At 61.1% G+C, this 12,099-nt stretch carries 10 protein-coding genes; 8 read left to right on the top strand and 2 right to left on the bottom strand.

Annotated features, from left to right (window positions below; translation table 11 throughout):
• The first annotated feature begins 119 nt into the window (after nucleotides 1-119).
• Together olsB and PSH73_RS06095 are read left to right on the top strand one after the other, a co-directional pair.
• Nucleotides 120-875, top strand: a complete 756-nt coding sequence (gene olsB / locus PSH73_RS06100) for an L-ornithine N(alpha)-acyltransferase (protein WP_057439788.1) — start codon at nucleotides 120-122, stop codon at nucleotides 873-875.
• Nucleotides 875-1,666: a 1-acyl-sn-glycerol-3-phosphate acyltransferase gene (locus PSH73_RS06095; protein ID WP_170045321.1), complete on the top strand. Its 792-nt coding sequence runs from the start codon at nucleotides 875-877 to the stop codon at nucleotides 1,664-1,666. The genes olsB and PSH73_RS06095 overlap by 1 nt, the downstream gene beginning before the upstream one ends.
• 39 nt (nucleotides 1,667-1,705) lie before the next feature.
• Here the strand turns inward: PSH73_RS06095 and PSH73_RS06090 are convergent, their stop codons facing one another.
• Nucleotides 1,706-2,290, bottom strand: coding sequence for an ACP phosphodiesterase (locus tag PSH73_RS06090; RefSeq protein WP_170059952.1), 585 nt, complete (start codon nucleotides 2,288-2,290; stop codon nucleotides 1,706-1,708).
• Between the two features lie 154 nt (nucleotides 2,291-2,444).
• Between PSH73_RS06090 and PSH73_RS06085 the strand changes: the two genes are divergently transcribed.
• The 3 genes from PSH73_RS06085 to PSH73_RS06075 are packed head-to-tail and all read left to right on the top strand — an operon-like array spanning nucleotide 2,445 to nucleotide 5,018.
• Nucleotides 2,445-2,759 carry a helix-turn-helix transcriptional regulator gene (locus PSH73_RS06085; protein ID WP_029297039.1) on the top strand — a complete coding sequence of 105 codons (315 nt, stop codon included), beginning with the start codon at nucleotides 2,445-2,447 and terminating at the stop codon, nucleotides 2,757-2,759.
• Nucleotides 2,760-2,769: 10 nt separating this feature from the next.
• Complete coding sequence (locus tag PSH73_RS06080) at nucleotides 2,770-3,936, top strand: MFS transporter (protein WP_057958749.1); 1,167 nt, start codon at nucleotides 2,770-2,772, stop codon at nucleotides 3,934-3,936.
• Nucleotides 3,937-3,962: 26 nt separating this feature from the next.
• Nucleotides 3,963-5,018, top strand: coding sequence for an alkene reductase (locus PSH73_RS06075; RefSeq protein ID WP_057439794.1), 1,056 nt, complete (start codon nucleotides 3,963-3,965; stop codon nucleotides 5,016-5,018).
• Between the two features lie 257 nt (nucleotides 5,019-5,275).
• On the opposite strand, the gene PSH73_RS06070 is transcribed toward PSH73_RS06075, so the two are convergent.
• Nucleotides 5,276-5,908, bottom strand: a complete 633-nt coding sequence (locus PSH73_RS06070) for a TetR family transcriptional regulator (protein WP_057439796.1) — start codon at nucleotides 5,906-5,908, stop codon at nucleotides 5,276-5,278.
• Between the two features lie 265 nt (nucleotides 5,909-6,173).
• Here PSH73_RS06070 and PSH73_RS06065 point away from each other — a divergent pair, with 265 nt between their 5' ends.
• From PSH73_RS06065 to adeC, 3 genes are read left to right on the top strand one after another with little or no spacing between them, the layout of a single operon-like run.
• The gene (locus tag PSH73_RS06065; RefSeq protein WP_057439798.1) at nucleotides 6,174-7,316 is read left to right on the top strand and encodes an efflux RND transporter periplasmic adaptor subunit; all 1,143 of its coding nucleotides are present in this window, start codon (nucleotides 6,174-6,176) and stop codon (nucleotides 7,314-7,316) included.
• A 3-nt stretch (nucleotides 7,317-7,319) separates the two neighbouring features.
• The gene (locus PSH73_RS06060) at nucleotides 7,320-10,487 is read left to right on the top strand and encodes an efflux RND transporter permease subunit (RefSeq protein ID WP_057958748.1); all 3,168 of its coding nucleotides are present in this window, start codon (nucleotides 7,320-7,322) and stop codon (nucleotides 10,485-10,487) included.
• Nucleotides 10,487-11,944 (top strand): AdeC/AdeK/OprM family multidrug efflux complex outer membrane factor, encoded by a 1,458-nt coding sequence (gene adeC / locus PSH73_RS06055; RefSeq protein WP_057958747.1) that lies wholly within the window; start codon nucleotides 10,487-10,489, stop codon nucleotides 11,942-11,944. Before PSH73_RS06060 ends, adeC begins: the two co-directional genes overlap by 1 nt.
• Nucleotides 11,945-12,099 lie beyond the last annotated feature (155 nt).

Genomic DNA, 12,099 nt, shown 5'->3' with positions numbered 1-12,099 from the left:
TGGGGGCTGTCATCTAAGCGTCACCGTAGATTCATGGAGATGACACCGGGGGTACATAGCCTGACTTTGCACAACAAAGTCGACTGGCCGCAACCCTGGCCGGCACCTGGAGACTCGCCATGACTCAGATCGCCCGCATCAGTGACACCGGCAATGAACGCCGTCTGCAAGCCGAACGCCTGATCGGCGCCCAGGCGTTGCAGGAAGCCCAGGCCCTGCGTTTCAGCGTTTTCAGCGGCGAGTTCAATGCCAAGCTGAAAGGCGCGGAGCTGGGCCTGGACATGGATGACTATGATGTTCACTGCAGCCACATTGGCGTACGGGACTTGAACACCGGGCGCCTGGTGGCCACCACCCGCCTGCTGGATCACCAGGCGGCCAGCACCCTGGGCCGGTTCTACAGCGAAGAAGAGTTCAGCCTCCACGGCCTTCTGCATTTGCAGGGGCCGATCCTGGAGATCGGCCGTACCTGTGTCGACCCGGCCTACCGTAACGGCGGCACCATCGCGGTGCTGTGGGGCGAGTTGGCCGAGGTGCTCAACCAGGGCGGCTACAGCTACCTGATGGGCTGCGCGAGCATCCCGATGCACGACGGCGGCATCCAGGCCCACGCGATCATGCAGCGCCTGCGCGAACGCTATCTGTGCAACGAACACCTGCGCGCCGAACCGAAAAAGCCTCTGCCGAGCCTGGACTTGCCGTCCAACGTCATCGCCGAAATGCCGCCGCTGCTCAAGGCCTATATGCGCCTGGGCGCGAAGATCTGCGGCGAGCCGTGCTGGGACGAGGATTTCCAGGTGGCCGACGTGTTCATCCTGCTCAAACGCGACGAGTTGTGCCCGCGGTATGCCCGCCACTTCAAGGCGGCCATGTGATGGGCCGCCTGCGGGTCTACGGGCGGATCGCCCGCGTGCTGCTGGTGGTGGCCCTGGGCTTGAGCATGGCCGGCGTGTTTGGTGTGTTCGAGCGCCTGGGAATCGCCAACTCCATGGTGCGGCGCCAGCGCTGGTCGCGGTTTTTCATGGCGCGCCTGAGCAATGCCCTGCCCTTTCGCGTGACGGTGCACGGTGAGCTGCCGCAACAGCCGATGCTGTGGGTCAGCAACCATGTGTCCTGGACCGACATCCCGCTGCTGGGGATGGTGGCGCCGCTGTCATTCCTGTCCAAGGCCGAAGTGCGCACCTGGCCAGTGGCCGGTTGGCTGGCCGCGAAGGCCGGCAGCCTGTTTATCCGCCGTGGCTCGGGGGACAGTCAGTTGATTCGCAAACAGATGACTCGTCATCTCGAGCAAAAACACCCGCTGCTGATGTTCCCCGAAGGCACCACCACCGATGGCCGCAGCCTGCGCACCTTCCATGGCCGGCTACTGGCCAGCGCGATTGATGCCGAGGTGGCGCTACAACCGGTGGCGATCCGTTATTTGCGCGATGGACAGATTGATCCGCTCGCACCGTTTATTGGTGACGATGATTTGCTCTCGCACCTGATGCGTTTGTTTGCCAATGATCAGGGCGACGTTGAGATTCATCTGCTCAAGCCCATTGCCTGCGCCGGCCAGGAACGTGCGGCGCTGGCGTATCAGGCGCAGCAGGCGGTGCAGAAGGCCTTGTTCGGGCCGGTGCCACAAAACCAGCCAGTGCCGGTTCGGCCGGCGTATGCGGCCTGAAGCAAACGCAGTACCCAATGTGGGGGCTTACTCCCACATTCAGGTTTGTATTACCAAGTGGCTATTCGAGAACGCCTGCAACTGGGGATAGAACACCCGGAAATCCTCGCTCAACGGCTCATACAGCACCCGCAACTCCTGCATCGCCTGGTCCAGTTCCCGGGGTTGGCTCAGGCGCCGGGAAATCCCCCGCAGCACATGCTCCATCACCGCAAACTCGCGGTAGGAGCCCAGCCAGTCATCCGTCGCCATAGACGGTGCAATCTGCGCCAGGCGCCCCGGCAATTGCGGTTCGGCCGCCAGCACCTGGTACACCTGGGAGGTAAAGCGCTCCAGTGGCTGATCGGCATACAACGCCCAATCCCGCGCCAGGCAATGGTCGAAGAACACGTCGAGGACGATCCCCGCATAACGACGCCGAGTCAGGGTAAACCGTGACAACGCCTGCCCGACCAATGGGTGGCTGTCGGTGAAACGGTCGATGGAGCGATGCAGCTGGATCGCCGCCTCGATTTGCGGGCTGTACTGGCCCTGCAGGCGGCCTTTGACGAAATCGCCATAGAGGCTGCCCAGCAGTTGTGCAGGAAGTTGGCCGCCGAGGTGCAGATGTGCGAGATAATTCATGGCGCGCAGTTTAGCACTGCTGCCAACGTATCGTTATAACCCGATATACCGATTTATTAAGTAACAAGATCAAAATCGTATTGGTATATCGGGATATAGCGATTTAAAGTTCGCCTCATCGCGATATAACGTTTTACCCACACCGAGCCCTGCCATGTCCATTGACCTCGACGAAATAATAAAAGCCCTGGCACACCCAGTACGGCGAGACATTCTCAACTGGCTGAAAGACCCGAAAGTGCAGTTCCCCGAACAAGTCCACAACCACGAGTACGGCATCTGCGCCGGGCAGATCGACCAACGCTGCGGCCTGTCGCAGTCCACCGTGTCGGCGCACCTGGCAACCCTGCAACGGGCAGGCCTGATCAGTAGCCAGAAAGCCGGGCAGTGGCACTTTTTCCGCCGCAATGAAGACGTCATCCAAGCGTTTATCCAAGCCATCACCGAAGAACTCAGCCCACCGCTGTAAAGGATCCCGCATGCCTCTCTCGCTCCTCATACTGGCCTTAAGCGCCTTCGCCATCGGCACCACCGAATTCGTCATCATGGGCCTGTTGCCCGATGTGGCGGCCGACCTTGGTGTGTCGATTCCTGGCGCCGGCTGGCTGGTGACTGGCTACGCCCTGGGCGTGGCCATTGGTGCACCCTTCATGGCACTGGCCACCGCCAAACTGCCGCGCAAGGCTGCACTGGTAGCGTTGATGGGCATTTTCATCGTCGGCAATCTGCTTTGCGCCCTGGCCAGTGACTACAACGTGTTGATGTTTGCCCGGGTAGTCACCGCGTTGTGCCACGGTGCCTTCTTTGGGATCGGCTCGGTGGTGGCCGCCAACCTGGTGCCAGCCAACAAACGCGCATCAGCCGTGGCCCTGATGTTCACCGGCCTGACCCTGGCCAACGTGCTCGGCGTGCCCCTGGGCACCGCGCTGGGCCAGGAAGCCGGCTGGCGCTCGACCTTCTGGGCGGTGACGGTGATTGGTGTGATCGCGCTGATCGGCCTGATCCGCTTCCTGCCGGCCAAGCGTGATGAAGAGAAACTCGATATGCGCGCCGAACTGGCGGCCCTCAAGGGTGCCGGGATCTGGTTGTCGCTGAGCATGACCGCGCTGTTTGCCGCGTCGATGTTCACCCTCTTCACCTACGTCGCGCCGCTGCTCGGTGATGTCACCGGCGTCTCGCCCAAAGGCGTGACCTGGACCCTGCTGCTGATCGGCCTGGGCCTGACTGTGGGCAATATCATCGGCGGCAAACTGGCGGACAAACGCCTGGCGGCGACCCTGATTGGCGTGTTTATCAGCATGGCCGTGGTATCCACCGCATTGACCTGGACCAGCGTCGCCATCATCCCCACCGAAATCACCCTGTTCCTCTGGGCCACCGCGTCGTTTGCCGCCGTACCGGCACTGCAGATCAACGTGGTGACCTTCGGCAAGGCCGCGCCCAACCTGGTGTCGACCCTCAATATCGGCGCTTTCAATATCGGCAACGCCCTGGGCGCCTGGGTCGGCGGCAGTGTGATTGCCCACGGTTTCGGCCTGACCAGCGTGCCGCTGGCGGCTGCGGCCCTGGCGATCCTGGCGCTGGTGGTCACGCTGATCACCTTCCGCCAGAGCGCCGATGCTGACCTGGCCCCTGCTACCCATTAATCACTTAGAACAGACGAGTATTTGCGATGACGACTATTTTCGATCCGATCAAACTGGGTGATGTGCAGCTGTCGAACCGCATCATCATGGCACCGCTGACCCGCTGCCGTGCCGACGCCGGTCGCGTGCCCAATGCGCTGATGGCTGAATACTACGTGCAGCGGGCGTCTGCCGGCCTGATCCTCAGCGAAGCCACTTCGGTGACGCCGATGGGCGTGGGCTACCCGAACACCCCAGGCATCTGGTCCAACGACCAGGTGCGCGGCTGGACCAACATCACCAAGGCCGTGCACGGCGCCGGCGGCAAGATCTTCCTGCAACTGTGGCACGTGGGGCGGATCTCCCACCCGTCGTACCTGAACGGCGAGAGCCCGGTAGCCCCGAGCGCCATCCAGCCCGCCGGCCACGTCAGCCTGGTGCGCCCGCTGGCCGACTACCCAACCCCACGAGCCCTGGAAACCGCAGAAATCGCCGATATCGTCGATGCCTATCGCGTGGGTGCCGAGAACGCCAAGGCTGCCGGTTTTGACGGGGTGGAAGTGCACGGCGCCAATGGCTACCTGCTCGACCAGTTCCTGCAAAGCAGCACCAACCAGCGCACCGACGAATACGGCGGTTCCCTGGAAAACCGCGCGCGACTGTTGCTGGAAGTGACTGACGCGGTGATCGAAGTCTGGGGCGCCGGCCGCGTGGGGATGCATCTGTCGCCACGGGCCGACCTGCATGACATGGGCGATGCCAACCTGGCAGAAACCTTCACCTACGTCGCCCGTGAACTGGGCAAGCGTGGCATCGCCTTTATCTGCGCCCGCGAGAAAGAAGCCGGCGACAGCCTGGGCCCGCAATTGAAAGCCGCGTTCGGCGGTCCGTACATTGCCAACGAACGCTTCACCAAGGACAGCGCCAATGCCTGGCTGGCCTCGGGCAAGGCCGATGCGGTGGCGTTTGGCGTGCCGTTTATCGCCAACCCGGACCTGCCGGCCCGTCTCAAGGCCGATGCTTCATTAAACGAAGCGAACCCACAAACCTTCTACAGCCCAGGCCCGGTCGGCTATATCGACTACCCGACCCTGGCGCTCTGACCCGCAACAATGCAAAAGCCCCGGCTCGCAAGAGCCGGGGCTTTTTATTGGATCTTGAAAACACCGCGCCCGCTCCCACAGATTCGGTAACAATCCTTCACAGCAATGAAACAATATCGCTACAAAATACTTAGCCGGCTACCTTTCAACCTGGGGCCAGCGCGTATATAACGTCACCCCACAAATAAGTCGGAAGGACGATTGATCATCCTTAGGCTTTACTGTTGACACCAACGAACGCAATTACGCATTTTGTATCAATTGTGCAGGCTGGGACTCAAGCGCAGCATGTCCAGCCCGATATCCACCAGGCGCTCGGCCTGCTGATACAGCTCAAAGCTGTCTGGCACCAGTAGCCACTGGCCAATAAGCCCGTTGATGTAGGCATGAATGCACACCGCCCCGCGAGCGGTGTCGAGGTTTTCCGGAAGTTGCCCGCGGTGGACTGCATTGCGCAGTGTCAGGCCAATGCGCAGGTTGCACTCAAGGCTGTGGGTCTGGCGCTGACGGCGCATGTCACACATTTCATCGGTAAATTCGCACTTATGGAACAAGATCTCATTAATGCGCCGGGTTTTCGGGTCCAGGGCCACCTGATGAAAAAGATGGATCAGCAGCTTGCGCATGCAGCCCAGCGGATCTACCTCATCCTCGCTTTCACTGGCCCTGGCCAATTCGTCCAGGGGCTCGTGCAGCGTGTCCAGCAGCGCCTGCAGCAGGTCCGACTTGTTGCTGAAGTGCCAATAGATCGCGCCTCGCGTCACGCCCGCCCGCGCCGCGATATCCGCCAGCGTAGTACGGGCAACGCCACGCTCATAAAAGGCTTGCTCGGCAGCTTCAAGAATCTGGCTGCGCGTTTCCTGAGCTTCCTCTTTGGTACGACGAACCATGGCAGTAACACCTCAATCAGGACACGAGCGGTGGTTGATAACCACCTTCTGAATAATTATGGGACGACACCGTCAAGGGCGCCGAACGTAATAGAATCGAGGCTTTCAGCGCTGCCTTGCAAGGAATCCGCGAAGCCTGTCAAGAGTTTACAAACAACCATGAACGTAAGTATATTGCCTAGCAAGCTACTTATCTACTCACTGCCTGTTTTTTACCCTTCCACACTTCTTGTGCGCATCGAGCGCGCCTGACCCGAGGATCTTCATGCAACTTAAGCCAGCTGTTACCGCTCTGGTCACTGCCGTCGCCCTGGCATCGCTGCTCAGCGGATGTAAAAAGGAAGAAGCGGCTCCGCCCGCTCAAACCCCTCAGGTCGGCGTGGTCACTATTCAACCTCAAGCCTATACCCTGACCTCCGAATTGCCGGGCCGCACCACTGCATTCCGCATCGCGGAAGTCCGCCCGCAGGTCAATGGCATCATTCTCAAGCGTCTGTTCAAGGAAGGCGGCGACGTCAAGGAAGGCCAGCAGCTCTATCAGATCGACCCGTCGGTGTATGAGGCGACCCTGAAAAGCGCCCAGGCCAACCTGCAACAGACCAAGTCGATTGCCGACCGCTACAAACAACTGGTCAACGAGCAGGCCGTCAGCCGCCAGGAATACGACACCGCCGTATCCAACCGCATGACTTCCGAAGCCAACCTGCAGACCGCCCAGATCAACGTGCGCTACACCAAGGTGTTTGCCCCGATCTCCGGGCGTATCGGGCGTTCCTCGGTCACCGAAGGCGCGCTGGTCAGCAATGGCCAGGCCGATGCCATGGCCGTGATCCAGCAACTGGACCCGATCTACGTCGACGTCACGCAATCCTCCGCCGAGATGCTGAAGCTGCGTCGCGACCTGGAAAGCGGCCAACTGCAGAAATCCGGTGAAAACGCGGCCATGGTCAAGCTGACCCTGGAAGACGGCAGCGAGTACGCGCAACAGGGCAAGCTGGAATTCTCTGAAGTGTCGGTCGACCAGACCACCGGTTCGGTAACCCTGCGCGCCGTGTTCCCCAACCCTGATCACACCCTGTTGCCGGGCATGTTTGTCCACGCCCAATTGCAGGCCGGCGTGAACAGCAAGGCGATCCTCGCCCCACAACAAGGCGTGACCCGCGACATCCGGGGCATCCCGACTGCGCTGGTCGTGACCGCCGACAACAAGGTCGAACAGCGCGTGCTGGTGGCCAACCGTACCGCTGGCGCCTACTGGCTGGTGGAAAAGGGCCTGAATGCCGGTGACCGTGTGATCACCGAAGGCTTGCAGTTCATCAAGCCGGGCATCACGGTTGACGCGAAGGAAGCCACCAACGCCAAGCCTGCCGGTACTGCTCCTGCCGCCGCCGCTGGCAAAGGGGAGTAATACATGTCGAAATTTTTTATCGACCGTCCCATTTTCGCCTGGGTAATTGCCCTGGTGATCATGCTGGTCGGGGCACTGTCGATCCTGAAGTTGCCCATCAACCAATACCCGGCCATCGCGCCAACCGCCATTGATATCCAGGTGACCTACCCAGGCGCGTCCGCACAAACCGTGCAGGACACCGTGGTACAGGTGATCGAGCAGCAGCTCAACGGTATCGACAACCTGCGTTATGTGGCCTCGGACAGTAACTCCGACGGCAGCATGACCATCACCGCGACGTTCAACCAGGGTACCAACCCGGACATCGCCCAGGTTCAGGTGCAGAACAAGCTGAACCTGGCGACCCCATTGCTGCCGCAAGAAGTGCAGCAACAAGGGATCCGCGTAACCAAGTCGGTGAAGAACTTCCTGATGGTGATCGGCCTGGTGTCCGAAGACGGCACCATGAGCAAGGATGACCTGTCCAACTACATCGTTTCCAACATCCAGGATCCGATTTCGCGGACGTCTGGCGTGGGTGACTTCCAGGTCTTCGGTTCCCAGTACGCCATGCGTATCTGGCTGGATCCGGCCAAGTTGAACAACTTCCAGATGACCCCGGTGGATGTCAGCAGTGCCATTGCGGCGCAGAACGTCCAGGTGGCCACCGGCCAGTTGGGCGGCCTGCCAGCCCTGCCCGGCACCCAGTTGAACGCCACCATCATCGGCAAGACCCGTCTGCAAAGCGCCGAGCAGTTTGAAAAGATCCTGCTGCGCGTGAACAGCGATGGCTCCCAGGTGCGCCTGGGCGATGTCGCCCGTGTCGAGTTGGGTGGCCAGAACTACAGCATCAGTGCCCAGTTCAACGGCAAGCCGGCTTCCGGCATGGCGATCAAACTGGCCTCGGGCGCCAACGCCCTGGACACCGCCAAGGCCATCCGTGCCACGGTCGCGTCCCTGGAGCCGTTCTTCCCGCCAGGCATGAAAGCCGTGGTTCCGTATGACACCACCCCAGTGGTGACCGAGTCGATTTCCGGGGTAGTCGATACCCTGGTCGAGGCGATCATCCTGGTGTTCCTGGTGATGTACCTGTTCCTGCAAAACTTCCGCGCCACCATCATCACCACCATGACAGTACCGGTGGTATTGCTGGGTACGTTCGGCATCCTCGCGGCCTTCGGCTTCACTATCAACACCTTGACCATGTTCGGCATGATCCTGGCCATCGGCTTGCTGGTGGACGATGCGATCGTGGTAGTGGAAAACGTCGAGCGGGTGATGGCCGAGGAGCATCTGTCGCCTAAAGAGGCAACGGTCAAGTCCATGGACCAGATCCAGGGCGCCCTGGTAGGTATTGCCCTGGTACTCTCGGCGGTACTGCTGCCGATGGCGTTCTTTGGCGGCTCGACGGGGGTCATCTATAAACAGTTCTCCATCACCATTGTGTCGGCGATGGCACTTTCGGTACTGGTTGCACTGATCTTCACCCCGGCCCTGTGCGCCACCATGCTCAAGCCGGTCGACCCCGAGAAACACGGCCAACCCAAGCGTGGTTTCTTCGGCTGGTTCAACCGCACCTTCGACCGTGGCGTACTGAGCTACGAGCGCGGGGTGGGCAACATGATCAAGCACAAGGCGCCTTCGTTCCTGGTGTACCTGATCATCTTCGCCGGCATGATCTGGCTGTTCACCCGTATCCCAAGCGCGTTCCTGCCCGAGGAAGACCAGGGCGTGATCTTCGCCCAGGTACAGACGCCGGTTGGTTCTTCGGCCGAACGCACCCAGACCGTTATCGACGACATGCGTGCTTTCCTGTTGAACGACAAGGAAGGCGAGCCCGGTGAAGGCAAGGCCGTGCAATCGGTATTTACCGTAAACGGCTTCAACTTTGCCGGTCGTGGCCAAAGCTCGGGCCTGGCATTCGTCATGCTCAAGCCATGGGACCAGCGCGACGCATCCATGTCGGTGTTCGAAGTGGCCAAGCGTGCCCAGGGCTACTTCTTCCAGACCTTCAAGGACGCCATGGTGTTTGCCATCGTGCCCCCATCGGTACTGGAGTTGGGTAACGCCACCGGTTTCGACGTGTTCCTGCAGGACCAGGGCGGTGTGGGTCACGAAGCGTTGATGAACGCACGTAACCAGTTCCTCGGCATGGCCGCGCAGAGCAAGATCCTGGCCGGCGTACGTCCCAACGGCGTCAACGATGAGCCGCAGTACGAGCTGACCATCGACGACGAGAAAGCCAGTGCCCAGGGCATCAGCCTGTCGAGCATCAACCAGACCCTGGCGATTGCCTTGGGTGGCAGCTACGTCAATGACTTCATCGACCGCGGTCGAGTGAAGAAGGTCTACATCCAGGGTGAGGCCGCTGGCCGGATGACCCCTGAAGACCTGAACAAATGGTTCGTGCGAGCCAACGACGGAAAAATGGTGCCACTATCAGCAATTGCCTCTGGCAACTGGATCTTCGGTTCGCCGAAACTGTCGCGGTACAACGGTGTAGCGGCGATGGAAGTCCTCGGTACCCCGGCGCCTGGCTACAGCACCGGTGATGCGATGGCGGAAGTCGAACGCATCGCCAAGCAATTGCCGGCAGGTGTGGGCTATGCCTGGACCGGCCTGTCCTATGAAGAACGCTTGTCCGGCTCCCAGGCACCTGCGCTGTATGCCCTGTCGTTGCTGGTGGTGTTCCTTTGCCTGGCAGCGTTGTACGAAAGCTGGTCGATCCCGATTGCGGTAGTGCTGGTAGTACCGCTGGGCGTGATCGGTGCACTGATGGCCACCAGCCTGCGAGGACTGTCCAACGACGTGTTCTTCCAGGTGGGGTTGTTGGTCACCGTGGGCCTGGCCTCGAAGAACGCCATCCTGATCGTCGAGTTCGCCAAGGAGCTGCATGAACAGGGCAAGGGCATCGTCGAGGCGGCCATCGAGGCGTCCCGCATGCGTTTGCGTCCGATCATCATGACGTCCATGGCGTTCATCCTCGGCGTACTGCCGCTGGCGATCTCCTCGGGTGCAGGTTCGGGCAGCCAACACGCAATCGGTACCGGCGTAATTGGCGGTATGATCACCGCCACTGTTCTGGCTATCTTCTGGGTGCCACTGTTCTTCGTGACCGTGTCCGCCATTGGCAGCCGGAAAAAAACTGACAAGTCCGATACACCGAATACTCCTAAAGAGGCTGGCTAATGCGCAAGTCGCTACTCTCCCTGGCAGTCACGGCATTTGTGCTCAGTGGCTGCTCGCTGATCCCTGATTATCAGCAGCCTGAAGCGCCGGTGGCCGCCCAGTTCCCGCAGGGGCCGGCGTACTCGTCGGCCCAGGCACCGAGCCAGGCCGCGGCCGAGCAAGGCTGGAAGCAGTTTTTCCACGACCCTGCCCTGCAGCAACTGATTCAGGTCGCGTTGGTCAACAACCGTGACCTGCGCGTCGCCGCGCTGAACATCGACGCCTTTGCCGCGCAGTACCGCATCCAGCGTGCCGACCTGTTCCCGGCCGTCGGCGCCAATGGCAGCGGCAGCCGCCAGCGCGTTCCGGCACGGGCCTCGCAAACCGGCGAATCGAACATCACCAGCTCCTACTCGGCGACCCTCGGGATCAACGCCTACGAACTGGACCTGTTCGGCCGGGTGCGCAGCCTGAGCGAAGAAGCGTTGCAGAAGTACTTCGCCACTGAAGAAGCACGCCGCAGCACGCAGATCAGCCTGGTGGCCAGCGTGGCCAATGCCTACCTGACCTGGCAGGCCGACAAGGAACTGCTGAAGCTGACCCAGGACACCCTGGCCGCCTACGAGCAGAGCTTCAAGCTCACCTCGCGCAGCAACGAAGTCGGCGTGGCCTCGGCCCTGGACTTGAGCCAGGCGCGGACCTCGGTTGAAAGCGCCCGCGTGCAACTGGCCCGCTACACCCGCCAGGTGGCCCAGGATGAAAACAACCTGACCCTGCTGCTGGGCACCGGTCTGCCGGCGAATCTCGTCACTCAGCCGCTGTCCGACGACCTGTTGAGCGAAGTACCGGCCGGCCTGCCTTCAGACCTGCTGCAACGTCGCCCCGACATCCTCCAGGCCGAGCACAACCTCAAGGCTGCCAACGCCAATATCGGCGCGGCACGGGCTGCGTTCTTCCCGAGCATCAGCCTGACGGCCAATGCCGGGACCTTGAGCCCGGACCTCGGCGGCCTGTTCAAGGGCGGCTCGGGTACCTGGTCGTTCGCACCGCAGATCAACATCCCGATCTTCAACGCCGGTAGCCTGCGCGCAAGCCTGGACTACTCGAAGATCCAGAAAGAGATCAACGTCGCGACCTACGAGAAGTCGATCCAGACCGCGTTCCAGGAAGTCTCCGACGGCCTGGCGGCACGTGCGACCTACAACCAACAGTTGCAGGCCCAGCGTGACTTCGTCTCGGCCAACCAGGACTACTACCGTCTGGCCGAGCGTCGCTACCGCATCGGGGTTGATAGCAACCTGACCTTCCTCGACGCCCAGCGCCAGCTATTCGCTGCCCAGCAAACGCTGATCACCGACCGCCTGGCCCAACTGACCAGCGAAGTGACCTTGTACAAGGCCCTCGGTGGCGGTTGGAACGAACAGACGGCGCAGAATGAGCCGGTGAAAGAAGAAGCGCCGAAGCTCAAGTTGTTCTGATCGGCGTAGCAACACAGGAAGCCCACCTTTTGGTGGGCTTTTTCATGGGCGTACAGTTCCGTTCGATCACCGCCCAGAACCCGCCCTCCCCCAATTGAACCGCCCCGGCAACGCCCCGCACCATGGCCCGCACCTGAAAACCACCAATAACAACA

It is taken from the genome of Pseudomonas sp. FP2294 (genome assembly GCF_030687625.1).
Lineage (GTDB): Bacteria > Pseudomonadota > Gammaproteobacteria > Pseudomonadales > Pseudomonadaceae > Aquipseudomonas > Aquipseudomonas shahriarae.
This window is presented reverse-complemented; position numbering and strand designations above follow the sequence as displayed.